Raw genomic sequence first — 24,451 nt, 5'->3', positions numbered from 1 at the left:
TCTCTTGTTCCGGTTCTCAGTCGGCGCGTAGCCCCTCGAAGTATATCTCGGTGTCCGACGCTGCCGTCTGCGACGTCACCGCGGAGACGAGGACCGTCACGACGAGTCCCACCAGCATACCGTAGATCGAGATCCCCCAGCCGAGATAGGTGTCCGAGAACAGGACGACCGAGCCGACGGCGGTCTCGGGGAGGAAATTGAACGCGAGATAGACGACCTGCGAGACGACGATCCCCGCGGCGAGTCCGCTCCGGGTCGTTCGCCGCCAGTAGAGGGCGACGATCACGGGAAGGGCGAGCTGGGCGAACCCGCCGAAAGCCAGATCGCCGATCTCGACGAGGATCGAGCCGACCGTCGCCGCCCCGAAGGCCTCGGCCTCGGCCCAGATACTCGCCGCGAGCGCGCCAGTGGCGAAGACCACGACACCGATCCGACCCAACCGATCTTCCTGCGATTCGGTGATCCCATCCTCGACGAGCGTGCGGTACACGTCGCGCGTGAAGTACGACGACCCAGAGAGCAACATCGAGTCCGACGATGACATCATGGCGGCGATCGCGCCGGCGACGACGAGCGCAGCGAACCACGCCGGGGTGAACTCCGCCAGCAGGACCGGCAGAATGCTCTCGCCGGCTCCGACCTCGGCCTCCAACCCGAGTCCGCGGGCCCACGTTCCGAGGAGGAACGCGGGCACGAAGAGCAACAACACGAGGACGGGCCACAGCGCGAACGAGCGTTTGAGCACGGTCTCCGAGGACGCGGCGAAAAAGCGCTGGTTGACCTGCGGGAACATCGCCACGCCGAAGGCGATCGAGATGGCGAACGTGAGCATCGTGCCAGGCGTGTAGAAGTCGCTGCCCAGCGCGAGGAACTCGGGATTCGTCGCTTCGAGTCCCGCGTTGATCGTCCCGAGCCCCCCGTCGACGGCGACGAGCACCCACAGGAACGCGGCCCAGACCATCGTCATCATGAACGCGCCCTGCAGCGTGTCAGTCCAGGCGATGCCGCGCATTCCGGCCAACACCACGTAGAGGATCATGAAGACGGTCACGAGTGTCGCCCCGGCGGCGAAGGGAACGGCACCCTCGGTCAGCGCGGCCAACGCCCCGCCCGCCCCGATCTGCTGGAGCATCACATACGGGAAGAGCCAAAACAACGAGACGACGGCGACGAGCGCGCGGATGGCTCGCGAGCCGAACCGATCGCCGAGCATCTCACCCAGCGTGACGTAGCCGTATCGCTGACCGAGCAGCCACTGTTTGTATCCGACGACGTACCAGAGGACGGCGAATATGACCCCGTCCATGAGCCCCATCACGAGGATCCACTCGGGGCCGAACGAGTAAGCGGTGTCCGGTCCGCCGAAGAAGGTGAACGCCGACAGAAGCGTCGCAAAGACGGTGAAAAGCAACACCACGGTTCCGAACGTCCGACTCGCTAGGTAGTAGTCCTCAGCGACGCGCTCGGTGACCCGGTAGGCGGCCAGCCCCACGCCGAGCGCAAGAAACAGGTAGCCGACGATGATCGCCAGCTGGATGGTCGCGCTCATGCTTTCTCCCCTCGTTCGTCGACGATCCAGACGCCCCACGCGTGCCGTGTGAATAGCCAGAATACGGCCGAAGCGAGAACCATCCAGCCGACGTGCCACCACAGCCACAGCGGTAGTCCGAGCAGGAGTCGGGCGTCACCCCAGAGGAACCAGGGGATGGTAAATGCTATTAATAAAGCCATCAACGCAATCCATCCATAACGCTTCACTTTCGAACTCATATATTGAAGCTAGTTCACAACTCATTGAACTTAACAATGTCGATAACTCATCTTAAAAGACTATTGAAGAATTATTTTTATCAAAACGACCCGGTGCGGTCACGGCGTGGTAACCACCGGTCCAGCCACGATCATCGATGACGACTCAGCGACACCCAACTATCTGGAGAACGAAGTCCCGTGGCGGACGGGATCGGTCCGCTATCCGTCGATGTGGTCGTCGCAGTCGTGTCGAGGAGCCTCCCGCGGCCATTCAACGGCTATCTCAACGGTCATCTGAATCTCGACTTCGGAGCCCCTCTTCACATCTCCGCTTCGGCCACCAGCCGCTCGGGATTCTCGACGTGTCCAGCGAGCGATTCGAGGAACCGTCCGGCGTCAGCCCCGTCGACGATTCGGTGATCGAAGGTTAGGTCGACGTTCATCGTCGACCGGAATTCGACCCCCTCACCGGTCGAACGAGCGCGCTCGCGAATCCGGTTCACGCCGAGGATAGCCACCTCCGGTGGGTTGATGATCGGCGTGAACGAGTCGACGTTGAGGACGCCGAGATTCGTGACCGTGATCGTCCCGCCCCGGAGGTCGCTCATCGAGTGATCATCGGCCTGCACCAGTTCCGTCAACCGACGCCGTTCGCGGGCGATCTCGGCGACTGACATCGAGGCGACGTCCCCGAGAACCGGCGTCACCAGTCCCGCGTCGATGTCGACGGCGACGCCGACGTTGTGCTCTACGTATCGACGGTGAACGCCGTCCTCGAACGTGGCGTTGAACTCCGTGTGTTCGTCGAGCGTCTCCGAGAGCGCTCCCAACAGAACGTCGAGCACCGATACGTCGACGTCGAATCAGTTCTCGGCGGCCTCGGTGGCCGTCAAAAGCGCCTCGACGTCGAGTTCGCGACTCACCGTCACGTGGACGGCCTCCCGGTAGCTCTCCTGGAGACGTTTAGCGATCGTCCGGCGCATCGGTCCCAGCTCGCGCTCGTCTCTGAGCGTTCGCGGGGCGGGCGCGGTGCGGCTCGCCGTCGGCTCGGTTCCTGCGTTCGAATCGGTGTCGTCTGCGGTCATGGATCGGTGGCTCCTGAAATTCGATTGAGGTCGCTCATTCCGAACGAATCCACGCGAGCGTGTCGCCACGGCCGAACTCCGAATCTTCGCCGCGGACGACCTCGACGAGCTCGCCGCTCGCGGGCGCGAGCACGTCGACGCTCACTTTCTCGACCTGGATCTCACAGAGGGTGTCACCCTCCTCGACGCTCGCGCCCTCGCGGACGAACCAGTTGACCACGACCCCCTCGTCCTCATCGGTGTCCTCGGGCCAGATGTCGTCGACGGCGACGGCGACGCGCTCGTCGCTCATCCTTGGACCATGCGAACGGCGTCCGCGATGTCCTCGACGCCGGGGATGACCTCGTCTTCGAGGGGCCGCGAATACGGGATCGGCACGTCGGGGAGCGCGAGTCGCTCGACCGCTTCGAGATCCGCGAGCGCGTCTTCGGCCACGGTCGCCACGATTTCGCCGGTGACGCCGTACGATCGGTAATCCTCGTCGACGACGACCAGCCGCCCCGTCTTCCTGACGGACTCGAGTACGGTATCGGTGTCGAGCGGTTTCAGCGTCCGGAGATCGATCACTTCGGCGTCGATCCCGTCATCGGCGAGCGTCTCGGCGGCATCCAGAGCGCGGTGGACGTGCAACCCGAGCGTCACGACGGTCACGTCGCTCCCCTCGCGTTGCACGCTCGCCTCGCCGAACGGAATCGTGTAGGGATCCTCCGGTACGCCCGTCTTCGGTCCATCCGGGGCAGGCATCCAGCCGATCCCCATGAGCCGCTTGTGGAACATGAAGACGACCGGATCGTCGTCGCGGATGGCGTTGTGCATCAGCCCCTTGGCGTCGTAGGCCGTGCTCGGGACGACCACCTTCATGCCCGGGAGATGCGCGAAGGTTCCGTACAGCGTCTGGGAGTGCTGGGCGGCGTCGTTGTAGGTACCGCCGACGGCCGTCATCAACACCATCGGGACGCTGAACGCCCCGCCGGACATGTAGGTGTTCTTCGCCATGTTGTTGTAGATCTGATCCATGCAGACGCCGAAGAAGTCGGCGAACATCAACTCGACAATCGGTCGCATTCCCGACTGCGCCGCGCCGACGCCGGCCCCGATGAACCCCGTCTCGGCGATCGGGACGTCCATGATTCGCTCGTGACCGAACTCATCGAGAAGCCCCTGCGTGGAGTCGAAGATGCCACCGTAGTCGGCGATGTCCTCGCCCATCACGAACACCTCCTCGCTCTCGCGCATCTCGGTCGCGATCGCCTCAACCATCGCCCGGCTCATCGTCAGTTCGCGCTCGGCCGACTGGGTCTTCTGCGCCATCACTCGTCACCCCCCGTGGCTTCGAGCATCGGCTCGATCTCCTCGACGCCCGACGGTGAGTTCGTGAACACGTCCTCGTAGGCTTCCTCAGGGTCCGGTTCGGGTTGGTCCTTGGCCCACTCGATGGCCTCGTTGACGCGGTCGTGCGCCTTCTCGCGTATCGATTCGATCTCATGGTCCTCGACGCCCTGCTCGCGCAGATCCGCTTCTATACGTTCGATCGAATCGCGTTCCGTCGCGCGCTCTTTGTCCTCGTCGGGACGATACGCCTGCGCGTCGCCCATGAAGTGTCCCATCCGCCGGTGGACTTGCACCTCGATGAGCGTCGGGCCGTTCCCGTCCCGTGCGCGGCCGATCGCCTCTCCGGCGGCCTCGTAGACGGCGACGGCGTCGTCGTGGTCGACCCGAACGCCCGGCAGGTCGAACCCGTCCGCCCGTCGGGAACCGTCCTCGACGTCGGTGACGCGCGATTTCGGCATGCTGATCGCCCAGTCGTTGTCCTCGACGACGAACACGACCGGCAGCTCTTGGACGCTCGCGAGGTTCAGCGATTCGAAGAAGCCGCCCTGATCGATTGCTCCTTCCCCGAGGAACGCCACGGCGACGCTGTCCTGATTGCGCTTTTTCGAGGCCAACGCGGCCCCCACCGCCGGCGGACAGCCCTGGGCGATGATCCCGCTACAGGCGAAGTTCACGTCCGGATCGAACAGGTGCATGTGGCCGCCTTTCCCCTTTCCGAGGCCGGTCTGTCGTCCGAATATCTCGGCGGTCATCCGCTTGAGATCGACTCCCTTGGCGATCGCGACGTGGTGTGGCCGATGCGGCGCGGTGACCGTGTCCACATCGCGAAGGTGCCGGCAGACGCCCGCCCCCGATGCCTCGTGACCGGCGGCGAGGTGGAGTTCCCCCGGAATCGGCCCCGCCGAGATGTCGAACGCCGGCTGTTTTCCCTCCAGGTACTCCTCCTGTAAGCGCTCCTCGTAGTATCTGGCCGTTACCATGTCGTCGTACATCCCGGTGAGTACTGCTGTGCTTGGCATTGTGTCTCTCCCGTTGGGGAGAACCACAGCCCCTGTCGAGATATATCGCTCCGACGTTCTCACGCCGTGATACTGATGGAAACAGACAGGTCGTCGGTCGATTCGTCGTCAGGTTCGCCCAGGTGTGAATACCGAGTGACCGGTTCGCGTTCGAACGCCCGTCCGTTCGAAACGCCACGGGGGCGATCACAAACGAAGCAGTTCGCCGCTACACCACCCTCGAGATCAGTTCACCCAGACGGTCTTTCGGTTGACGAACTCCTTGATCCCGGGTTCGGAGAGCTCCCGCCCGTAGCCCGACTCCTTGATGCCGCCGAACGGGACCCGCGGGTCGGATTTCACCAGTTCGTTGACGTAGACGCAGCCCGCGTCGATCCGTCGGGCGATCGCCTCGCCGCGGTGGCGGTCCTCCGTCCAGACGCTCGCGCCGAGCCCGAACTCGGTGTCGTTGGCCTTCTCGATCGCGGCCGCCTCGTCGTCGACCTCGTAGACGGACGCCACCGGGCCGAACGTCTCCTCGGTGTCGGCCGGACAGCCCTCGGGGACGTCGGCGAGCACCGTCGGCGGATAAAACGCCCCGTCGCCGTCGAGCGGTTCGCCGCCCGTCAGCACGGTCGCGCCGGCCTCGACGCTCGCTTCGACCTGCTCGTGGAGCTCCGTCATAAGCCCCGCGCGGGCCTGCGGCCCCACGTCGGTGTCCTCGTCGGTCGGATCGCCCACGACGAGCGCTTCGACCTCCGAGACGAACCGGTCGACGAACGCGTCGTACACGTCGGTGTGGACGATGAAGCGCTTCGCGGCGATACAGGACTGTCCGCCGTTCAGGTTTCGCGCCCACGTGCCGGTCTCGACGGCGGCCTCGATGTCGGCGTCGTCGAGAACGACGAACGGGTCGCTGCCGCCTAACTCGAGGACGGTCTTTTTCAAATTATCGCCCGCGGTCGACGCGACCGCTCGACCAGCGGGGCCGCTCCCGGTCAGCGTGGCGGCCCGAACCCGGTGGTCAACGAGCACGTCCTCGACGGCGCTCGACGGGATCAACAGCGTCTGGAACACACCCTCGGGGAACCCGGCCTCCCGGAACACCTCCTCGATCGCGAGCGCCGAGCCGGGGACGTTCGAGGCGTGTTTCAAGAGGCCGACGTTCCCGGCCACGAGGTAGGGGGCGGCGAACCGAAACACCTGCCAGAGCGGGAAGTTCCACGGCATCACCGCGAGCACGGGGCCGAGCGGATCGTACACCGTTTTGACCCGTGTTCCCGGCGGACTGGGGTGGCCGTCGGGTTCGAGATACGCGCTCGCGTGTTCGGCGTAGTGATCGCACACCCACGCGCACTTTTCCACCTCGCCAATCGACTGGGAGATCGGCTTGCCCATCTCCTCGGTCATCGTCTCGGCGTACTCGTGTTTGTTCTCGCGCAGCACCTCGCCGGCGCGCGCGAGGAGCTCCTCGCGTTCGCGGAGCGGGCGATCCCGCCACGTCTCGAACGCGTCGGTTGCGCGATCGAGTTTGGCTTCTACCTCTGCGCTGCTGTCAGTTTCGTACGTCTCGACTGTTTCGCCGGTCGCGGGGTTGACGACGTCCATAGACGTGGTTCGGCAACCGGGCTGATAGTGTTTCTGACGACGGCGTTTTCGGCCAGTTTCAATCGTTTTGTTGTGGTCTCGTGTAGCATGGGGTGCTACGGGTTCGGTGAGATGCCGTCCCCGAGCCACAAGGGGTGGCGAACCAGCGGTGGTTCGTACGGCAATGACACGGATTCCGAGGGGTCGTCCGAGAGACGGAGTCTCTCGTGGTCACGAACATCTCTGATTTTCGAACGACCTCTTTGAGCGGGCCACAGCCCTATACAGGGGAGGAAACGAGAGTTCCTCGGGTGTGCTGCCGGTTCCGCTTGCGTGCGGGTTGGTACCTCGAACGCCACACTCGGCGGAACTCCGGTGGCCGGATCCCACGTCGTTCAGGGCGTCGAGGAGGTCAAGTTACCCACTTCGTTCGGTAGAAGTGCGCCATCCGGGATTCTCGTGAGTGAAACGAACGAGAAGTCGGACGGCAAACGGCTGGGGGGGATTGCGCCAGCCGGGATTCTCGTGAGTGAAACGAACGAGAAGTCGGGCGGTAAACGACCGAAAGAAGTGCGCCGTCCGGGAATTGAACCCGGGCTATTGGCTTGGGAAGCCAATGTCCTACCACTGGACCAACGGCGCGCACTCGAACGATACCGACCGGCCGTACTTGAACGTAGCGTCTCGGCGTTAGGGCACCCTGCCGGCAGCCGAACCGGACGGGCGTCCAGAAAGATTGCGCGAACGATAGGGTATTAGTGCCGAGCGGCCGAACTGGTTGGCAATGACGGATTCGAAAGCCTTCGTGGAGAAAACGGGGATCGAACTGCGCTTTTCCGACACCGAACTCGAAGCATATCGCGAGCACATCGTCCAGTTCATCGCTGATCTCGTCGAGGACGCCGGCGCTGACGGCGCGGTACTCGGACTGTCGGGCGGGATCGACTCGACGACCATCGCCTACCTCGCAGCCGAGGCGCTCGGTGCGGAGAACGTTCACGGACTCGTATTGCCGAGTTCGGTCAACCCCGACGCGGACGAGACGGACGCCGAGCAGGTCGCCGAGACGCTGGGTATCGAATACGACACGATCGAGATCGGCCCGATCGTCAATGCGTTCGTCGAGGCGGCGCCGGAGCACGCCGCCGAAGACCGGATGGCGCTCGGCAACGTTCGAGTCCGCACTCGTGGGGTGTTGAACTATTTCGTCGCCAACGCCGAGAGTCGGCTCGTCCTCGGGACGGGGAACCGATCCGAGGCGGCGACGGGCTACTTCACGAAGTACGGAGATCAGGCGGTCGACTGCAACCCCATCGGCAACCTCTACAAGTGTCAGGTTCGCCAACTCGCCCGCGATCTCGGCGTGCCGGACGACCTCGTGACCCGAACACCCACGGCGGCGATGTGGGAGGGCCAGACCGACGAGGAGGAGATGGGACTGAGCTACGACGATCTCGACGCTATCTTGGCGCTGCACGTCCACGGTCCGCTCTCGAAACACGCGACGATCGAGACGCTCGACGTGCCCGAAACGGCGGTCGATCGCGTCGTCGAACTCCACGAGACGAGCGCGCACAAGCGATCGATGCCACCGGCCCCGGAGCCGCTGTAAACCGACCGTCCCGTCACTCGCCGAACTGCTGGAGTTTCTCCGCGTGCGTCTCGACGAGCGTCCGGAATGACTCGATCTCCGCAGCCTCCTTGTCCTCCTTATCGCCCCGATCTCGGATCCGAGCTTTGATGTGACGGAGCGCCGCCGGATCGTTGTCGGCGACTTCCTCAGCGACCGAGCGAGGATCGTCGACGATCCGCGAGATGAGGCCGATCCGGAGCGCCTCCTCCGCGTCCAACACCCGACCAGACAGGGAGAAATCGAGCGCGTCTCCCATACCGACGATCTCGGGCAGGCGAACCGTCCCGCCCCACGACCCGAACAACCCGAAGGTCACGCCCGGTTCGCCGAACGTCGCATCGAGGGTCGCCACCCGCAGGTCGCAGGCGAGCGCGAGTTCGATCCCGCCGCCGCGAGCCGCCCCGTCGATGCCGGCGATGACGGTTGCGGGGCTGCTCTCGATCGCGTCGGCGGTCCGCTGCCCCTGCCGAACGAACGGTTCGACGCCGCCTTCGGTCGCGAGGCTCCCAACGGTCTCGAGGTCGGCACCGGCACAGAACGCCACACCCGAACCACGGAGATAGATGACGGGCGTCGGTGGGTCGCGCACCGCGACTTTGAGCGCTTCGAGGCCAGCCAGCGTGATCGCGTTCCGTCGGTCGGCCCTATCGAGGGTGACGACGCGAACGTCGCCCTGGTCGTCGATGTCGATCATTACCACAAGGCCGACGGTGAGGAGGGTAAGTGCTACGATCCGTCCGGTCTCGTCGGCCGATCGATGGGCCGTCCGTGCGATCTATCCGGCAATCGACGCATCAACGCTTTCCAAACTGATTTGGCTCTCCCGTCCCTACACGGCGATAGATGGACGAAACCGCGCACGCTCGGGCCGCGTTCCGCGAGGGGATCGACGACATCGGTCCCGACGCCCTCCGGATGCGGCTCGAGGAGGTGCTCGAGTCGGCGTCGATGACCCCCGGTGCGCTCACGGTGCTGACCGCGATGACGCTCGACGACGCCGTCGAACTCGACGTGGCCGCACGTCGCAGTGCCGGCGTCCAGATGAGTTACGAGGGGCTCCGACTCTCACGCGAGCTCATCCACACCGACCCGTGGACGACCGGCGATCGATCCGAGGGCGATCTGAACGTCATCGCCGCCGAGGTGCTCGTCGCCCGCGGATTCGAGTATCTCGCCCACACGGGCGTCGCGATGGATGTCGTCGAGGCCGTCCGGCAGTTCGGCCGCGACCAGACGCGCCGCGAGACGGCCGCCGAATCCGAGCGTGCGTCGCTCGACCGACGACTCGAAGCCGACTTCGTCCGTACCGCGGTCCGTGCGGGAGCTGACGTCGCCTTCGGGACGATCACCGATCCGATCGACGCGGTCGCCGACGGGCTCGCCGAGGAACTGGGGACCGATCCGCTTCCGGGCTCGGAAACGGCGCTCGTCGGCGTTTCCGAACGACTTTCGACCGCGGTCGCAAGCCCCGACACCACCACGCCCGGCGAGTTCTCCCAGTCCTCGGGGACGTAGTGTGAGTCCCTGGCGGTGGCGAAACCGTCTCACGGCGCGCGGGAATCGAAACGACTAACAATAAAACCCGGCTACCAGAGAGTGCCTGCCTGGGTAGCTTAGCGGTAAAGCGCGTCCTTGGTAAGGACGAGAGCCCGGGTTCAAATCCCGGCCTAGGCTTGCGCCTGCGGCGCAGACTGTAATTCACAGACAGCGCCCTTCTATCATAACTCTATCGCCGATAAGAGCCGCGAATGCCACCCGTTTCTCGGCGTGTTTTGCCGGTGAATAGCGTCTGGAAAGGAAGCCCGTAAGCGCAATCCCCCGTGTGCGTGCGGCGGTTTCGGAAAATGACGAAAAGTAACTCCAAACGGTCTACTTGATATTACTGCGGAGCATCCTGCACAGGGGCGGTTCGTCAATCCCCGAAAACAACCGAATCGGGCGGGAATCTTCGCCACAACATCGGCTAGAATCTCGATGGAGTCACCCACGGTTGCCCGAACTGACCGTCACCGATGAGGAACTGGGTTTATCATAGGGTTTCACTGGGTCGATAACGGTAGTAAGCTTGTCCCGATCTGAGAGTCTAGCACAGCGGGAACTCGCCGCGTCCACGAGTTCGTCAATCCGAATCCTGATCGCCGTGATTATTCCGATAGAACACACCGAGGGACGCCCAAATCCCGGCCTTCCCTCTAAGGGGTTCCCACCTCATCACCCTCTTTCCGCCCTATCGAATAGCCGGGGGTATATATAGGGTCTCCTGCCGAGTCTGTAAGGCCCCTTCTACGTGAGGAATTGGGCTTGGAACTTGGTATACTCGCTGGCAATTTCTGACTCAGTAAATCCCTCCGTGTCGGCAAACCAATTACAGACAGCGTCACGGCGATCTCGGGGCTGATTCGGGTGGTAGTTCCTGTCGCAATAGTCGCCGTGATGCATAATCACAGTAGCGACAGAGAAGGCCGTGAGACCCGCAAACACACCCTTATCGCCAAGATTGAGCCGCAGAAATTCCGCGTGGACACGCTTGCGGAGTAAACGCGGGAGTTCAAGTTGGGAAGTGACAGCTCGGATGAGGTGACGGTTGAACTGCCAATTTATTCGCGCTGTGTCGTTCCACTTGAGGTTAATCCCGCTGTTGTAGAGGTCAAGACGTTTCCACTTCTTTGCGTTTTTCTGATCTTTGAATCCCCCTTCTGGGACGATCTTGGTGGCGTTGTTAGTATCTGGGCGGTATATCGGATTTCCGAACCACTGAATTATCTTGTCGTTGGTCGGTGCGTTCCCGCCAACTAGGGCGCTCCAATCTCGAAAAACCGGTTGCTGGTCGCTGGTGCTCATTGTGAATTAAGGAGGACTGGTCGAATCCGACCCCCCATCCCGACCGCGTCAGATAATATAACCTTACCGCCTAAGGCAACCAGAGGCACCCAATCAGTACGTCGAACCGGTACTGTCTTATCGGACGAGAAGCCCTTCCTGATGCTTATATTGCTCCAAGAAGCCCTTACGCGCCCGGTAAACAGCCCATCTCCGCGAGGCAGGTAACGTTGATTCGGAAGACCTCTTCCAGATTCATGTTACAACCGGCAGAGAGCGTTCCCGCTGATTACTGAAACCCGGACGAATCTTTTTGGATGTTCTACTATCAGATACAATAATGGCCACAAGCAGAGAGAAGTTGGAAGAAGTGGAGGAAAAGATAGACCGTCTTGTTGAGGAGATTGAAGAGATAAATAGTACGTTGTATAATCTCGCGCAGGACTCGACTTCTGCGAAGAAGATTAAAACAGACCGAATAGACTGGGGAATTGTTGACGAAGTTGATGAAGAGTATGAGATTTGGTACAACCAAGCCTTAACGTTAGTTTCTGAGTATATGCCAGAAAGGGAGGGAGATTTTAGACGTACTTATTCGGATATGGATGAACTGCTACATTTCGATGGAATGGAGTATACAAAGGCAGACAACTACTGTGGGATTCTCCGACGAGTCATTTCCAAACAAAAGAACATACTCCTTTCAATTCCGTCAAAATTAGAGACGGAACGGCTGAAGGTCAGAAAAGGAATCTCGGATGAAATCATCACAGAAGAATTGTATCAAGCCAAAGACCTCTGGGATGAAGGAAATGTTAGAGCCGCTGGAGTAATCGCTGGAATAGCCCTTGAACGCCACTTACTTACTCTGTGTAATGTATCTGAACGGGATTTGAAATATGAGTATTCGGACGGGATTCGTTCTCTTGCTGAAACCCTATCTGATGCAGGCGAAATTACGAACGCAAAGAGGAGTCAGTTGGGCTATCTTGCGGACATAAGAAACAACTGCGCTCACGCAAATGAGGAAGAACCAGATAAGCGGGAGGTTGAACGGCTGATCAAGCAAGCAGAAGACCTCGTTCGGGAGATATAAGATTCAGCTAATTTTCATTTGGTATGACAGCACTCCTTTGCCTACGAAGGAGTACACAAATGGGTATCGCGGACATTTTAAAATGAAAGACAATACACTATGTCACGATGAGCGAGAATTCTATGCAGGCCGATCTCCCTGACAATACAAATTCTTCTCTCTTAGAAGAGACACAGCGTGTTCTCGGTGAACAAATTAACATAGTGCAAGAACAGCAAGCTCAAGCTACGAGAATAATACGTGTCGCGTTGACCGTGGGCGGTCTGCTTCTGACAGGTATCTCAATATTTGTTTCATCACCCTTGTTCCCCAATCAAGGGAATTTGTCGAATATAGAGACTTCAACCCTTGCGCTGATGTCTCTTATTGGACTCTACCTATTTCTATTCCTTCTTATTATATTCGGCAAAATATTTGCGTCAGCACTAGTTGTTCTTTCACCAGATTCAGGAGGTCTCTCGATACTTATAAATAATCCTGTGGCACCTTTGTTGAGCTTCTATCGTCAATATTTCCTTCCACAACCATTCTCTGACTTCTTAGTTGTGGACGAAGAAGGTGATCAAATGTCACTTCGACCGGGTGTAGATAGTGAGGAAATACAAAAAATACTAAGAAAAGAAGAGTCTGGTGATGCTATCGTTGAGAGAATCATCTCATACAATGCCGGATGTATTCAAGGAAACGAACAACTGATAAATGATAACCGTGATAGACTGTCTGACATTTATGGAATTGGGGTATTTGCAATACTCGTTATTTCGCTAGCAACTCTTGGTGGTTTCAGTTTCATCTTCCTAAGGTTGTTATAGGCACTCATATGTCTTTGAGAAAATCCTTTCTCCTATTCGCCTTCTCTGCACTTGTCCCCTTGTCGTAGTGTTTTTCTAGTACCTTTCCACTCATATTGACCCGTTCTCCTGTTACGTCCTTGGGCTGTCCTGCGTTCCGCGCCGCCGTGACATAGCCCCGACGAAGGGCGTGCGGGCTGACCGAGCCCGGACACTTGCACGAGCCATTCCATGACATGGCCTCGCACTCTTCGGGATTCCGGTCAAACGGGCAGTTCCCGCCGTTGTAGTAGCAGGGACGGGTGGCGGTGTACACGTACCGCTGGATGGTTGTCTCCACGGCGCGCCCGTTCTGTGAGGCGAGGAGCGGCTTCCTGCCGTGTTCGTCTGTCACGTCTGGGCGAGTCTGCTTGATGTAGTCGGAGAGAATACCAGCGGTCTCGGGTGTGATGAGAACGTCCCGCTCGCCCCTCTCCTTGTTCTTGAGTGGTGTCCCAGTGTTGGGTCGGTGGCGAAGTTCGAGCGCTGGCCGTCCCTCATCGAAGTCTTCAATATCGAGTGCCCGGAGCCCGCTCATTCGCATCCCGGTTTTCCAGAGAACAAGCAGAGTGACGTGCCGGTTACTGGCGTACTCGTACTTGTTGAGGAAGTCTAGTACAGCGACCGCCTCATCCCGCGTGAGGAGGTCGTCACAGATCTCGTCGTTCTCGCTGACCGAGGGTATCCGAACCATATCGGCCATCCCACGCGGGACGGCGGCAATGTGTTCGCAGAACTCGATGAACTGCTTGACGGTCATCATATCCTGTCGTGCCGTAATGACCTTGACCTTGGACAGCCGGAACTCCTTGTACCGCTGGATGAGTTCGCTGTCGAGGTTGCTCAGGTTCGTGAGTTGCTGGTCGTCCAGCCAGTCGCAGAACTGCCGGAGACTGGTACGGTAGTTCTTGAGCGTCTTCCGGGTAACGCCCGGCTTCTTGTCGTTGAGGAATCGGTTCTTGGCTTCGTGCGGCGGCGTTGGTTTTAGGCTCATTGTGGCTGTCTGGGTACAGCCTGCGTAAATGGCCCGTCCGTTGGTGACTCAGGGCGTGAAACGCCCGGTGGACGAGACCCCGGATTCAAATCCCGGCCTAGGCTTGATTCGCCGACACATCTTTTATACACTCATCCTCCACCCTTCCGACGAAGGTCTTCCTCATTCATATATACTTCTCGATCATTCCTCGGTGAATACTCTTCAGCTGATGAACATCTCCGCAGCTCGAGCCGTTAAGCTCGACATTCTCCAGTTATGGACTGACTTCGCATACATAGATTTATTCCGACAGGTGTCCATATTTAGCCGGGTTGATCAACAATGGCAAATAAAACCGCTGAGGAGACGACCGACCGAGACATCGAAACCGATCACACAGCGAGCGGCTTGGAACCGAACCTCGCCGGCGCGCTGAGCTACCTGCTCGGCCCGATCACCGGCATCCTGTTTTACCTGTTGGAAGACGAGGACGAGTTCGTTCGATTTCACGCCGCACAGAGCACCATCGTCTTCGGGGGGCTGTTCGTGCTCTCGATCGTGCTGTCGGTGGTCGTGACCGTCTTGGCGTTCGTCCCCGTCGTCGGCTGGATCTTCGGGGCGCTCGTCGGCCTCGTGACGACCGTTCTCTCGCTGATCGGCCTCGTGGCGTGGCTTTTCTTGATGTACAAAGCCTACTCGGGGGAGACGTACGAGGTGCCGTTCGCCGCGCCGCACGCGCACCGATACGCCGAGAAGTGAGCCGCGCCGAGACGCGTCGCCGGGTCGCGTCCGGCCGCGATCGCGTTATTCGTACCCCATCTCGGCGTCCAGTTCGACGCGGCTTTTCGCGAACGTACCGGTCCCGCGAGCCAGTTGGGTTCCCTCGTCGTCGTAGAGAACGCCGTCGGCGATGAGCTGCTTCGGGTGATCGTTGACCACAGTCGCCTCCGCGACGAGGTCGCCCTCGGTGACCGGCTGGGTGAGCTGGAGGTGAACGTCGGTCGTCAGCACGAACACGTCCTTGACGAGCGAGTTGGCGGCGAAGAACGTCGCGTCGTCGAGCGCCTTGAAGTAATACGAGCCGTGGACGCCGCCGGCGGCGTGGTGGTCGGATCCGTCGACGCCCAACCGGATTTCGGCCTCGCCGGCATCGGTCACGGAGAGCGCGATGTCGAGGTGATCGTTACACCGTGAGCCGTGGTACATCCGTTCGAGCTTCCGGTAGTGATCCATGCCCGGATTCGACCGCCGCGGACCGTATCGGTTCCCGTCCACCGCCAACTTTGTGCGTTCCCGTCCGCTGCTATCGACCGCTCGAACTGCCACGATGGTTTATACGGCGACCGCCCCAATGTCCACTATGCGAGTACTGGTCGTCGGCGGAACCGGATTCATCGGTGCGCATCTCTGTCGGGAACTCCACGAACGCGGCCACGAGGTGACGGCGCTGTCGCGGTCGCCGGAGGACGATACCCTTCCCGCGGACGTTCGAACGGCGATGGGCGACGTGACCGCATACGACTCGATCGAGGGGGCTTTTGAGGGACAGGACGCGGTCGTCAACCTCGTCGCGCTGTCGCCGCTGTTTCGGCCCTCGGGCGGGAACGAGATGCACTACCGCGTTCACGAGGAGGGCACGGCGAACGTCGTCCGCGCGGCCGAAGAACACGGCGTCGGGCTGCTCGTCCAGATGAGCGCGCTCGGCGCTGATCCGAACGGCGAGACGGCGTCGATCCGTGCGAAGGGGTTGGCGGAGGGAATCGTTCGCGAGTCGGATCTGGAGTGGGTCATCTTTCGCCCCTCGGTCGTCTTCGGCGACGGTGGCGAGTTCCTCCGGTACACGAAACAGCTCGCCCTTCCCTACCTCACCCCGCTCCCCGGCGGCGGTAAAACCCGGTTTCAACCGATCTGGATCGGCGATATCGTCCCCATGCTCGCCGATGCCGTCGACGGTGGTGAGCAGGGCGCGGATCGAAGCGACGGCGCAACCGGCGGGAATCCGCACGTCGGCCACGTCTACGAGATCGGCGGCCCGGAGGTCCTGACGCTCGCCGAGATCGCCGAACTCGCACACGGTGCGGACGGTCGATCGGCCGAAGTCGTCTCGATCCCGATGCCGATCGCATCGGTCGGCCTCAGATCGCTCGATTTCGTCCCCGCCTCGGTGCTCGATGCGCTCCCTGGAGTTCCGCGAATGGGATCTGACCAGTACCGATCGTTGAAGTTCGATAACACCGTCGACGAAAACGACGTGACCGCCTTCGGCGTCGCTCCGGGTGAACTCCTGACGCTGGCCGCATACCTTGCGGACAGCGCTGCCGAGTGAACCAACCCGTGCTCGTGAATGACTGTGTCGGCTCAGCGTCTGACGTTAGCCGAAAGCTTATCAGTTCCGTAGGTCGGTATTTGCACAAGGACTGATATGAAACTTGCAATGATCGGCTTCGGGCAGGCCGGCGGGAAGGTTCTCGACCGGTTCCTCGAGTACGATTCCAGCCGAGGGACCGGGATCATCGGCCACGCCGTTGCGGTCAACTCGGCGAAGGCGGATCTGATGGGTCTCGACTACGTACCGAACGAAAACCGGGTGCTCATCGGCCAATCGGTGGTGAAAGGACACGGCGCGGGTACTGAGCCTGAACTCGGAGAGGAGTGCGCGACCGAGGACATCGAGGAGATCCAGACCGCGATCGATCGAATGATCTCGAGCGAGATCGACGCGTTTCTCATCATCGCCGGGCTCGGCGGTGGGACCGGCAGCGGCGGCGCGCCCGTGCTGGCCGAGCATCTCCAACGACTCTACGTCGAACCGGTATACGGCCTCGGGATTCTCCCGAGCCGGGATGAAGGGGGCATCTACAACCGCAACGCCGCCCGGTCGTTCCAGCGTTTCGCCGGATCGGTCGACAATCTGTTGACGTTCGACAACGATGCGTTCAAAACGGGGGGTGAGAGTCTCGACCAGGGATACTCGGAGATCAACGACGAAATCATCACCCGATTCGGAGCCCTCTTCTCGGCCGGCGAGGTCGAGGCGCTCGGCGACAACGTCGCCGAAAGCGTCGTCGACGCCTCCGAGATAATCAACACGCTCGGTGACCACGGGATCACGAGCGTCGGTTACGCGAGCGAACTCGTCGATCCCCACAACGAGAGCAAGGGGCTGCTCGACCGACTCCGCGGCCGAAACGAGGACAACGGCTTTGCCACGCCGGGCGATGCGACGAATCGGATCACCTCGCTCGTCCGGAAGGCGACGCTCGGGAAGCTGACGCTTCAGTGCGAGGTCGACAGCACCGAGCGGGCGCTCCTGTTAGTTTCGGGACCGCCGGAGGCGCTCAACCGGAAGGGGATCGATAAAGCGCGCAAGTGGCTCGAAGACCAGACCCAATGCATGGAGGTTCGGGCCGGAGATTACCCGCTCCCCAACGAGCAGAAGGTCGCCGCGATCGTCGTCTTGGCCGGCGTCACCGACGTGCCGCGCGTCAAGGAGATGCAGCGGATGGCGATTGAGGCCGAAGAGCGGCGCAAGGAACTCCAGTCACAGAGCGAAGGTGATTTAGAGGACCTCTTGGAATACGGCGACAATGAGCAGTAGGAAGTCTTTTGCCGTCGTTCTCTTTGCCGTGCTGTTGTGTAGCGCGCTGTTCGCCGGTCCGGCGGCGGCAGTCCAGAGCGAGCCAACCGACCTTCCCGAGGAATCGGAAGTCGGATCCGATTTCGAGGCGACGTTCGAAGTAACCGAACTGTTCGACGAGTTCGAACGGTGGACGCTCGTTTCGAGCACGGAACTCGAGAACGCAACGTGGACGATCAGACAGTACAACCAGGCCGACGACGAGCTCTCTCGCGAGGATATCGACGGCCAGAACGCGACCCAATCGGTTGACATCGACGACGGAACGGCCCGAATCGAGGTCCGCGTTACCGGGACGACACCCGAGATCGAGAACTTCAGCTACGATCCGCCGGACCGGTTCACCGCCGCCGCGTTCACGCTGGAGCGCGAGGGTGGCACCGAACAGCCGGTCGACTCCCATGAGAGTCACCACTTCACCCAAGAGAGTGACGACGCGCGAAACGCGATCGACAACGCGCGAGACGCCGTCGAGGGATCGGGATCGGACGAAGCGCAATCCTCGCTCGACAGCTCGATCTCCGCGTACGAGAGCGGGAACTTCGAGAACGCGATCAACAACGCCGAACGGGCCCAAGGCGAGGCATCACAGAGTCAACTCGTCCGGAACGCGCTCCTCGGTCTCGGTGCCGTGATCGTCCTGGCGCTTCTCCTCGGGGGCGGCTACTGGGTGTACAAATCCAGACAGCAGGGACCGAGCCGGCTCCGGTGATGGACGCCCTCGTCCCGTTCGCGGCCCGCGAGCCGAAGACGCGACTCGCGACCGTTCTCGAACCGGACGAACGAGTCGAATTCGCCCGCACGATGCTCCGCGATGTCTGTTCTGCGATCGATGCGACCGACGCGTCGCCGACGGTGCTCTCGACGGACCCGATCGACAGCGAATGGCCGGTCGTCGTCGACGATCGACCGTTGACCGCCGCGGTCAACGACCGACTGGACCCCCCCGTCGCGGTCGTCATGGCCGACCTCGCGCTCGCGACGCCGGACGCGCTCTCGCGGCTCTTCGGAGCCGAGGGCGAGGTCGTTATCGCACCGGGACTCGGCGGCGGGACGAACGCGCTCGTCGTCCGGGAGCCAGACTTTCACACCGATTATCACGGTGCCTCAGTGGCCGATCACCGGCGCATCGCGTCAGAAGTCGGCGTCGAGGCGACGGCGGTCGACTCGTTTCGGCTCGCCGTCGACATCGACGAACCCGAGGATCTCGCCGAACTGTTGTTACACGGCTCCGGTGAATCCGTCGAGTGGCTCCGATCAGCCGGCTTCGAACTCTCGACCCCCGACGGACGCGTAACCGTTCGCCGCCAAGCGCGGTAGCTCCGAGCGCCCTCGGATAGCGATTCTTTTAATGTCCCCTCCCCCCGACTGGGAGACGTGTTTGGCGCGGAGGACTACGGGGTCGATATCGAGATTCCGACGGCGGACGTGGATCGGTTGGTAGACGTGACGCCGTCGGCGGTCGAGCCTGCGGACGAACTCTCCTTCGCGCGAAACGTGTTCGTCCCGCTGACGACCGCGTGCCGGTACACCTGCACGTACTGTACCTACTACGATCCGCCCGGAGCAGCGTCGCTGTTGTCGCCCGACGAGATCAGCGACATCTGCGAGCGGGGCGCGGCTGCCGGCTGCACGGAGGCGCTTTTCACCTTCGGTGACGATCCCGACGATCGCTACACCGAGGTTCACGACCAGCTCTCGGAGTGGGGGCACGATTCGATCCACTCGTATCTCCGGGAGGCGTGCGAAATCGCCCTCGAGTGCGGACTCCTCCCGCACTCGAACCCCGGCGATCAGACCCGCTGGCAGATGGAACTCGTCGCCGACGTGAACGCCTCGATGGGCGTCATGCTCGAAACAACCGCCGAGGTGCAAGCCCACGGCGGCCCGCGCGCGAAGGATCCGGGACAGCGGCTCGCAACGATCGCGACGGCCGGCGAGTTGGGGATGCCCTTCACGACGGGGATCCTCGTCGGGATCGGCGAGACGATGCGCGACCGCGCGGAAAGCCTGCTCGCGATTCGGGAACTGCACGAACGCTACGGGCACGTCCAGGAGATCATCGTCCAGCCGGTCGTCCAGAACGAGCGGTGGCGCGAGGACTCGCCCGACCTCGAAACGATTCGTCGCGTGACGGCCATGGCTCGGGTCGCGCTGCCCCCGGAGATCAGCATCCAGTCGCCGCCGAACCTCGCGCCGGTCGAAGACCTTCTCGACTGCGGCGTCGACGACTTCGGCGGCGTGTCGCCGGTCACTGACGACCATATCAACCCCGAGTACGCCTGGCCGGCGCTTCGGGAACTCGAGGATATCGCCGAGACGGCCGGCGTTCCGCTCTCCGAGCGCTTGCCCGTCCACGAGCGATACGTCTCCGAAGCGTGGCTCTCGCCGCGAATCGAGGCGGCGATCGAGGCCGACGGACCGGCCGGCCGGCGCTATCGCGCGCTGTTGGATCGCGCCGACTAAATCGCGCCGTCGCCGCGGACCAGCCTCCGAGAACATCGGAATACACGATTCCGTTGAGTGACCTTTTCGGACTCGCCCATTCAAATCGAGTGGTAGAATCAGCTTTCGTCGACCGGCTTCGTCATTCGGTGAGCGGCAGCACGATACCGAACACCACCACCGAGAAGAATCCACTGACGACACCGAGGACTTCGTAATAGAAGAATAGCTTCCCCTCCCACGTCGGTATCGGTTCAAAGAACGTATGTCCGATGATTTCTGTTGCACAAGACACACTCCCTCAGCAGATATGCTGGCCGATTCAACCCGAAACGTCGTCGACGGCTACGGATCTCAACAGGTCCGAACACGCTTGCGGCAGTTCACGCGTCGATCGAAGGGGTCCGCACCGTCGAAGGAGTTATAAAAGCGGCGTGCCGTCGGCTTTCGGCCCGAGCGTCGGCCCGAACGGCCCCGCCTTCGGATCGATCCGGCGACGCATCTCATAATCGGTCGATCGCTCGACCGGCACGCGCCCGATGGAGGTGATCATGTCTACGTACTCGCGGACGGAGCGGAACTCGCCGAATTCGCCGCCGGCGCGTTTCGTGATCTCCTCGGAGAGGATCGTCCCCATGAAGTCGTCCGCGCCGCAGGTGAGCATCTTCAGCCCCTGCGCGTCGCCGTATTTAACCCACGACGACTGGATGTGGTCGATGTTGTCGAGATACAGCCGCGAGACGGCGATCATCAGCTCGTCCTCGTGGATTGACGCCCCGTCTTCGACCATCCCCTGTTCTTTGAGCGGCGTCTCGTGATGGATGAACGACAACGGTACGAACTCGGTGATTGCGTCAGTTCTGTCCTGTAGCTCGCGGATTCGATCGAGATGCAGCGCCCGGTGGGCCTCGTTCTCGACGTGGCCGTACATGATCGTCGCCGTCGTCCCGAGGCCCACCGACGCGGCCGCTTCCATCGCTTCGAGCCACTCGTCAGTCCCGATTTTCCCGGGGCAGATGACCTCTCTGACCTCCTCGACGAGGATCTCGGCCGCGGTGCCGGGGACCGAGTCCAGCCCCGCGTCGCGCAACCGCTCGAACACGTCCTCGTAGCTCCAGCCGGTTCCGCGGCGGGCGTGATAGGCCTCTTCGGGCGTCATCGAGTGGACGTGAACCCCGTCGACGCTCATCGCGTCGATTTGTTCGAGATACGTGCCCGGATCGACCTCGTAGGCCGCCGGCGGCTTGTAGTTGTGTTCGCCGTCGAGCCCAGAGAGGATCTCGTGGTGTTCGTCGTCGAGCGCCAGCGCTGGGTGGAGCCCCGATACCGACGTGACCTCGTAGACGCCGCGTTCGACCGCGTCGCGGACGATCTCACGGGACTGACCGGGGGTCTTGGTGAACCCCTCGTTCTCGCCGTCGTGGCTCGATTCGAACCGCTGTGCCGCATCCTTGAAGTTACAGAACAGACAGCCGACGTTGCAGGCGGTGGTCACGTTGTTGTTGATGTTCGTGACGAAGGTGACCTCTTCGCCGACGACCTCGGCGCGGCGGCGGTCGGCCGCTTCGAGCACCTGCTCTTTCCGCACGAGATCGATCCCAGCTGTGTCGGTCCCCGTCGTCAGCAGTTCGATTGCGTCCTCGACGTCGAGCCGAATCCCTGATCGCGCCTTCTCCAGAGCGTTCTCGAACGGCTGGTCGGTCTCGGGCCGGTGGTCGAACTCGAATCCAGCTCGCGGGACATTGGTCGACGCCTCGAACGCATCCATACCACCCCTCCCAACTGAAAGGTAATAGAGATTATCGTCCGCACAGGTTTCTTCCGGGGTCGAGTCGGTCAAAAATCCCCAAAGTCGGTCTGCTCCGCCGACGCTCGGATCGAATCGCACGTCGCCCACGACCGACGGGTCGGCGACGGGAACTCGCCGTGTTCTCCGAAGTATCGGGACAGAAACGCTCGCGTCGTTTGATCGCTCGGATAGCCGCTGCCGATCTCACCGAACCGATCCCGAAGCGAATCGACGTGCGCTTCGCGTTCGCTCTTGGCGATAATGCTCGCCGCTCCGACGAGCGCGTCCGACTCGTCCGCACGGTGAACCGCGTCGACCGCGACGGACGTCGATATCCGTGCTTCGACCCGCGACCCGAACCGATCGGCATCGACGTCCCCTGCGTCGCAGAGCCCCGCGTCGCCGGCTTGAACGACTGCGTCGGCCGCCTTCGCGTGCGCCGAGACGACAAGTTCGTTCATGTTGCCGGCGTCGATCTGTTCGGGCGTGATCTCCGCGACGCCGATTTCGACGTTCGGATTCTCGCGCAGACGAGCGGCGAGGTCTTCACGCCGTTGCATCGTCAGCCGCTTCGAGTCGCCGATCCCGTCGGGCAGCTCCGCTCTCGATGCCCGTATCGCCGCCGCAAACATCGATCCCAACACTGGCCCCTTGCCGGCTTCGTCGACGCCGAACTCCATGGCTGCAGTTCACACAACGGCACTAAAACCGTTGTTCAACGGTTTCGGGTCGCTCGTCGTGATCGGTCACCTCTGGCGGCGCGGAACGAATATCCAGCCGACAAGCCCGGTGACGGCGAGCAACGCGAGGAGCGCCGCCGTCGGCCGATCGGGTATCGATCGAACGATCGAAACCGCGCTGTCGTCGGCTGACTCCCGTGTACTCTCGTTCGCTTGTCTCGTCGCGTTCCCATCGGCTCCACCGGTGTTTTTGTGGGGTGAGGTCTCAGTCGACTTGCCCGATGTCGCGGTTCGTGCGGGGGCGACCGATCCGGCGATGACGAACTGCGAAAACCCCGGCGTCTGGGCCTCGACGAGGATACCGTCGTCGACCTCAGTGGTTTCCGTCGGCAGAGGTTGCCACTCGGCCGTCCTTTTGGGGAGCCGATAGACGGTCAGTTCGCCCGCTCGGAGGCCGTTTGCCGCCAGCCATTCACGATCGACGGTCGCCCGAACGATCGCCGGATCGTCCCGGTGGACCGGTGGAACGGTGATCAGCGACACCGAAGCGATCCGAAGGTCGTTCGGGAGCGGCGGCGACCCGTCGGCGAGCGAGTCGAACTCCCACACCGACAGCTCGCCGCTCGCCGAGCCGTTTTGCAGCACGATCTCGTGGAGCGGTGGCTCGTCAAAGGCGACGGTGGTCCCAGACGCATTCGGTGCGTCGTCGTCGATATCGAACCTTTCGTGGGTGATCGGGTCGTCGGGAATCTCGAATCCACCGCTCGTTTCGTCCCCGGGAGAGCGCGCTGGGATCGACTCCGAGTCCGGCTCTTGATCGCCACCGTCGGATACGGATCCGCTGCTCGACCCGCCGCTCGATCCTCCGGTCGACCCGCCGCTCGATCGCGCTGCCGACTCCCCACCAGTCGTTTCACCGCCGGTTGAACCACCGCCGGTCATCCCGTCACCAGCCGAGGCCGATTCGCTCGACGCACTCGGCGCTTCGGGCGTCGGGGTCACCTGCGTCTCCGTCGTCCCGCCGCTGTCGCCTTCGATTCCGGAACCACCCCCCAGCTCGGAATTCGAACCGTCGCCGGTGGCTGCTGTCGTTTCGAGCGTCGGATCGACGTCGAACGTCGTGTGTGTCCCGTTCGTTCGCTCGTCTCCGTCAGTAACCCGAAGTTTCACGTCGTACGTACCGCTTTCGTCGAACCGTCCAGACACCACCTCTCCACTGAGCGTTGCGACGTCCTCGCCGTCCCGCTCGATCGACCATCGGTACGTTTCGATTCCCGCCCCTCCGTAGGCCGTCGAATTGGACCCATCGAGCGCGATCTCCTCACCCGGGGCGACCGCCGTCGGTTCGGCGTTCGCGACCGCATGCGGATCGACGTACTCGACGGTAGCCGCGGGAAAGGTCAAGTTCCTCTCGAAGACGCCGGGGTGCAGTTCGACCGATCCGGCGCTCGGGCCGTCCGAATCGGCAAATCGGAAGGTCACTCTGTCGCCGGCCGCGCTGTCGATTCGCAGCTTGTCGTCGAAGGCTCTCTCACCGCCGTACTCGCCGGCTGGCTCGACGGTGATCGTTCCCTCCGATTCGCCGTTTACCACGGCGACGATTGTGCTTCCGGCGGGCAGCGCGTCTCCGTTCTCGTCGACCGCCGTGCCGAAGAACGATGCCGGCTCTCCCGGTGCCTCACCGCTGGCTCCCACGACCTCGGGGGCGACACCGATACCGAGCGCAGCGACGATCACGAGACACACGAAAAGACACCGGAACACGGCGGCTTTCCGACGCAGACGCGACTC

Annotated in this window: 24 protein-coding genes, 2 tRNA genes and 1 pseudogene; 11 read left to right on the top strand and 16 right to left on the bottom strand. The window is 62.0% G+C overall.

Annotated elements, in window-relative coordinates:
- Window positions 1-16 precede the first annotated feature (16 nt).
- The 8 genes and pseudogenes from DM868_RS03130 to DM868_RS03095 form a co-directional block, all read right to left on the bottom strand.
- Window positions 17-1,549, bottom strand: a complete 1,533-nt coding sequence (locus DM868_RS03130) for a sodium:solute symporter family protein (RefSeq protein WP_137275388.1) — start codon at window positions 1,547-1,549, stop codon at window positions 17-19.
- Window positions 1,546-1,770, bottom strand: coding sequence for a DUF3311 domain-containing protein (locus DM868_RS03125; RefSeq protein WP_137275387.1), 225 nt, complete (start codon window positions 1,768-1,770; stop codon window positions 1,546-1,548). The genes DM868_RS03130 and DM868_RS03125 overlap by 4 nt, the downstream gene beginning before the upstream one ends.
- A 302-nt stretch (window positions 1,771-2,072) precedes the next feature.
- Window positions 2,073-2,837 (bottom strand): annotated as a pseudogene (locus DM868_RS03120) (2-oxo acid dehydrogenase subunit E2).
- A 34-nt stretch (window positions 2,838-2,871) separates the two neighbouring features.
- Entirely contained in the window at window positions 2,872-3,129 is a 258-nt protein-coding gene (locus DM868_RS03115) for a lipoyl domain-containing protein (protein WP_137275386.1), read from the bottom strand.
- Entirely contained in the window at window positions 3,126-4,148 is a 1,023-nt protein-coding gene (locus DM868_RS03110; protein WP_137275385.1) for an alpha-ketoacid dehydrogenase subunit beta, read from the bottom strand. The genes DM868_RS03115 and DM868_RS03110 overlap by 4 nt, the downstream gene beginning before the upstream one ends.
- Window positions 4,148-5,161, bottom strand: a complete 1,014-nt coding sequence (locus tag DM868_RS03105) for a thiamine pyrophosphate-dependent dehydrogenase E1 component subunit alpha (RefSeq protein ID WP_137275703.1) — start codon at window positions 5,159-5,161, stop codon at window positions 4,148-4,150. Before DM868_RS03105 ends, DM868_RS03110 begins: the two co-directional genes overlap by 1 nt.
- Before the next feature lie 252 nt (window positions 5,162-5,413).
- Window positions 5,414-6,775, bottom strand: coding sequence for an NAD-dependent succinate-semialdehyde dehydrogenase (locus DM868_RS03100; RefSeq protein WP_137275384.1), 1,362 nt, complete (start codon window positions 6,773-6,775; stop codon window positions 5,414-5,416).
- 550 nt (window positions 6,776-7,325) lie between these two features.
- A tRNA-Gly gene (locus tag DM868_RS03095) sits at window positions 7,326-7,396 on the bottom strand.
- A 142-nt stretch (window positions 7,397-7,538) separates the two neighbouring features.
- Between DM868_RS03095 and DM868_RS03090 the strand changes: the two genes are divergently transcribed.
- Window positions 7,539-8,366, top strand: coding sequence for an NAD+ synthase (locus DM868_RS03090; protein ID WP_137275383.1), 828 nt, complete (start codon window positions 7,539-7,541; stop codon window positions 8,364-8,366).
- A gap of 13 nt (window positions 8,367-8,379) precedes the next feature.
- On the opposite strand, the gene DM868_RS03085 is transcribed toward DM868_RS03090, so the two are convergent.
- Window positions 8,380-9,081, bottom strand: coding sequence for an enoyl-CoA hydratase/isomerase family protein (locus DM868_RS03085; RefSeq protein ID WP_137275382.1), 702 nt, complete (start codon window positions 9,079-9,081; stop codon window positions 8,380-8,382).
- Window positions 9,082-9,230: 149 nt separating this feature from the next.
- Here DM868_RS03085 and DM868_RS03080 point away from each other — a divergent pair, with 149 nt between their 5' ends.
- Window positions 9,231-9,902: a DUF7114 family protein gene (locus tag DM868_RS03080; RefSeq protein ID WP_137275381.1), complete on the top strand. Its 672-nt coding sequence runs from the start codon at window positions 9,231-9,233 to the stop codon at window positions 9,900-9,902.
- A gap of 87 nt (window positions 9,903-9,989) precedes the next feature.
- Window positions 9,990-10,061, top strand: a tRNA-Thr gene (locus tag DM868_RS03075).
- Between the two features lie 609 nt (window positions 10,062-10,670).
- On the opposite strand, the gene DM868_RS03070 is transcribed toward DM868_RS03075, so the two are convergent.
- Window positions 10,671-11,228: a hypothetical protein gene (locus tag DM868_RS03070; protein WP_137275380.1), complete on the bottom strand. Its 558-nt coding sequence runs from the start codon at window positions 11,226-11,228 to the stop codon at window positions 10,671-10,673.
- Window positions 11,229-11,547: 319 nt separating this feature from the next.
- On the opposite strand from DM868_RS03070, the gene DM868_RS03065 reads away from it, so the two are divergent.
- Together DM868_RS03065 and DM868_RS03060 are read left to right on the top strand one after the other, a co-directional pair.
- A complete protein-coding gene (locus tag DM868_RS03065; protein ID WP_137275379.1) occupies window positions 11,548-12,303 on the top strand; it encodes a hypothetical protein in 756 nt (251 codons plus the stop codon).
- 107 nt (window positions 12,304-12,410) lie between these two features.
- The gene (locus DM868_RS03060) at window positions 12,411-13,115 is read left to right on the top strand and encodes a hypothetical protein (protein ID WP_137275378.1); all 705 of its coding nucleotides are present in this window, start codon (window positions 12,411-12,413) and stop codon (window positions 13,113-13,115) included.
- Between the two features lie 4 nt (window positions 13,116-13,119).
- Here DM868_RS03060 and DM868_RS03055 read toward each other — a convergent pair whose 3' ends face one another.
- Window positions 13,120-14,127, bottom strand: a complete 1,008-nt coding sequence (locus DM868_RS03055) for a tyrosine-type recombinase/integrase (protein ID WP_137275377.1) — start codon at window positions 14,125-14,127, stop codon at window positions 13,120-13,122.
- Window positions 14,128-14,451: 324 nt separating this feature from the next.
- Here DM868_RS03055 and DM868_RS03050 point away from each other — a divergent pair, with 324 nt between their 5' ends.
- Window positions 14,452-14,868: a DUF4870 domain-containing protein gene (locus DM868_RS03050; protein WP_137275376.1), complete on the top strand. Its 417-nt coding sequence runs from the start codon at window positions 14,452-14,454 to the stop codon at window positions 14,866-14,868.
- A 45-nt stretch (window positions 14,869-14,913) separates the two neighbouring features.
- Here the strand turns inward: DM868_RS03050 and DM868_RS03045 are convergent, their stop codons facing one another.
- Complete coding sequence (locus DM868_RS03045; RefSeq protein ID WP_137275375.1) at window positions 14,914-15,342, bottom strand: PaaI family thioesterase; 429 nt, start codon at window positions 15,340-15,342, stop codon at window positions 14,914-14,916.
- A 127-nt stretch (window positions 15,343-15,469) separates the two neighbouring features.
- On the opposite strand from DM868_RS03045, the gene DM868_RS03040 reads away from it, so the two are divergent.
- The 5 genes from DM868_RS03040 (at window position 15,470) to cofG (ending at window position 20,212) form a co-directional block, all read left to right on the top strand.
- Window positions 15,470-16,435, top strand: a complete 966-nt coding sequence (locus DM868_RS03040; protein WP_137275374.1) for a complex I NDUFA9 subunit family protein — start codon at window positions 15,470-15,472, stop codon at window positions 16,433-16,435.
- Window positions 16,436-16,531: 96 nt separating this feature from the next.
- Window positions 16,532-17,707: a tubulin/FtsZ family protein gene (locus DM868_RS03035; RefSeq protein WP_137275373.1), complete on the top strand. Its 1,176-nt coding sequence runs from the start codon at window positions 16,532-16,534 to the stop codon at window positions 17,705-17,707.
- A complete protein-coding gene (locus DM868_RS03030; RefSeq protein WP_137275372.1) occupies window positions 17,697-18,458 on the top strand; it encodes a hypothetical protein in 762 nt (253 codons plus the stop codon). The genes DM868_RS03035 and DM868_RS03030 overlap by 11 nt, the downstream gene beginning before the upstream one ends.
- Window positions 18,458-19,066 carry a 2-phospho-L-lactate guanylyltransferase gene (gene cofC, locus DM868_RS03025; RefSeq protein ID WP_137275371.1) on the top strand — a complete coding sequence of 203 codons (609 nt, stop codon included), beginning with the start codon at window positions 18,458-18,460 and terminating at the stop codon, window positions 19,064-19,066. Before DM868_RS03030 ends, cofC begins: the two co-directional genes overlap by 1 nt.
- Before the next feature lie 57 nt (window positions 19,067-19,123).
- Entirely contained in the window at window positions 19,124-20,212 is a 1,089-nt protein-coding gene (gene cofG, locus DM868_RS03020) for a 7,8-didemethyl-8-hydroxy-5-deazariboflavin synthase subunit CofG (protein WP_137275370.1), read from the top strand.
- A gap of 121 nt (window positions 20,213-20,333) precedes the next feature.
- On the opposite strand, the gene DM868_RS15885 is transcribed toward cofG, so the two are convergent.
- The 4 genes from DM868_RS15885 to DM868_RS03005 form a co-directional block, all read right to left on the bottom strand.
- On the bottom strand, window positions 20,334-20,486 hold the full coding sequence (locus DM868_RS15885; RefSeq protein ID WP_449289563.1) for a DUF7860 family protein: 153 nt from the start codon (window positions 20,484-20,486) through the stop codon (window positions 20,334-20,336).
- Window positions 20,487-20,612: 126 nt separating this feature from the next.
- Window positions 20,613-21,959, bottom strand: a complete 1,347-nt coding sequence (cofH, locus tag DM868_RS03015) for a 7,8-didemethyl-8-hydroxy-5-deazariboflavin synthase subunit CofH (RefSeq protein WP_137275369.1) — start codon at window positions 21,957-21,959, stop codon at window positions 20,613-20,615.
- Between the two features lie 68 nt (window positions 21,960-22,027).
- Window positions 22,028-22,660 (bottom strand): ribonuclease HII, encoded by a 633-nt coding sequence (gene rnhB / locus DM868_RS03010; RefSeq protein ID WP_137275368.1) that lies wholly within the window; start codon window positions 22,658-22,660, stop codon window positions 22,028-22,030.
- A gap of 66 nt (window positions 22,661-22,726) precedes the next feature.
- Complete coding sequence (locus DM868_RS03005; RefSeq protein WP_170964412.1) at window positions 22,727-24,424, bottom strand: PKD domain-containing protein; 1,698 nt, start codon at window positions 24,422-24,424, stop codon at window positions 22,727-22,729.
- Window positions 24,425-24,451: the final 27 nt, after the last annotated feature.

Source organism: Natronomonas salsuginis, from assembly GCF_005239135.1.
Classification (GTDB): Archaea; Halobacteriota; Halobacteria; order Halobacteriales; family Haloarculaceae; genus Natronomonas; species Natronomonas salsuginis.
The sequence above is the reverse complement of the archived record's forward strand: the minus strand, read 5'-3'. Positions and strand labels throughout refer to the sequence as shown.

Excerpts from the sequence above, each read along its gene's own strand:
- DM868_RS03130 (WP_137275388.1), bottom strand. The coding sequence starts at position 1,549 with ATGAGCGCGACCATCCAGCTGGCGATCATCGTCGGCTACCTGTTTCTT.
- DM868_RS03125 (WP_137275387.1), bottom strand. The coding sequence starts at position 1,770 with ATGAGTTCGAAAGTGAAGCGTTATGGATGGATTGCGTTGATGGCTTTA.
- DM868_RS03115 (WP_137275386.1), bottom strand. The coding sequence starts at position 3,129 with ATGAGCGACGAGCGCGTCGCCGTCGCCGTCGACGACATCTGGCCCGAG.
- DM868_RS03110 (WP_137275385.1), bottom strand. The coding sequence starts at position 4,148 with ATGGCGCAGAAGACCCAGTCGGCCGAGCGCGAACTGACGATGAGCCGG.
- DM868_RS03105 (WP_137275703.1), bottom strand. The coding sequence starts at position 5,161 with ATGTACGACGACATGGTAACGGCCAGATACTACGAGGAGCGCTTACAG.
- DM868_RS03100 (WP_137275384.1), bottom strand. The coding sequence starts at position 6,775 with ATGGACGTCGTCAACCCCGCGACCGGCGAAACAGTCGAGACGTACGAA.
- DM868_RS03090 (WP_137275383.1), top strand. The coding sequence starts at position 7,539 with ATGACGGATTCGAAAGCCTTCGTGGAGAAAACGGGGATCGAACTGCGC.
- DM868_RS03085 (WP_137275382.1), bottom strand. The coding sequence starts at position 9,081 with ATGATCGACATCGACGACCAGGGCGACGTTCGCGTCGTCACCCTCGAT.
- DM868_RS03080 (WP_137275381.1), top strand. The coding sequence starts at position 9,231 with ATGGACGAAACCGCGCACGCTCGGGCCGCGTTCCGCGAGGGGATCGAC.
- DM868_RS03070 (WP_137275380.1), bottom strand. The coding sequence starts at position 11,228 with ATGAGCACCAGCGACCAGCAACCGGTTTTTCGAGATTGGAGCGCCCTA.
- DM868_RS03065 (WP_137275379.1), top strand. The coding sequence starts at position 11,548 with ATGGCCACAAGCAGAGAGAAGTTGGAAGAAGTGGAGGAAAAGATAGAC.
- DM868_RS03060 (WP_137275378.1), top strand. The coding sequence starts at position 12,411 with ATGAGCGAGAATTCTATGCAGGCCGATCTCCCTGACAATACAAATTCT.
- DM868_RS03055 (WP_137275377.1), bottom strand. The coding sequence starts at position 14,127 with ATGAGCCTAAAACCAACGCCGCCGCACGAAGCCAAGAACCGATTCCTC.
- DM868_RS03050 (WP_137275376.1), top strand. The coding sequence starts at position 14,452 with ATGGCAAATAAAACCGCTGAGGAGACGACCGACCGAGACATCGAAACC.
- DM868_RS03045 (WP_137275375.1), bottom strand. The coding sequence starts at position 15,342 with ATGGATCACTACCGGAAGCTCGAACGGATGTACCACGGCTCACGGTGT.
- DM868_RS03040 (WP_137275374.1), top strand. The coding sequence starts at position 15,470 with ATGCGAGTACTGGTCGTCGGCGGAACCGGATTCATCGGTGCGCATCTC.
- DM868_RS03035 (WP_137275373.1), top strand. The coding sequence starts at position 16,532 with ATGAAACTTGCAATGATCGGCTTCGGGCAGGCCGGCGGGAAGGTTCTC.
- DM868_RS03030 (WP_137275372.1), top strand. The coding sequence starts at position 17,697 with ATGAGCAGTAGGAAGTCTTTTGCCGTCGTTCTCTTTGCCGTGCTGTTG.
- cofC (WP_137275371.1), top strand. The coding sequence starts at position 18,458 with ATGGACGCCCTCGTCCCGTTCGCGGCCCGCGAGCCGAAGACGCGACTC.
- cofH (WP_137275369.1), bottom strand. The coding sequence starts at position 21,959 with ATGGATGCGTTCGAGGCGTCGACCAATGTCCCGCGAGCTGGATTCGAG.
- rnhB (WP_137275368.1), bottom strand. The coding sequence starts at position 22,660 with ATGGAGTTCGGCGTCGACGAAGCCGGCAAGGGGCCAGTGTTGGGATCG.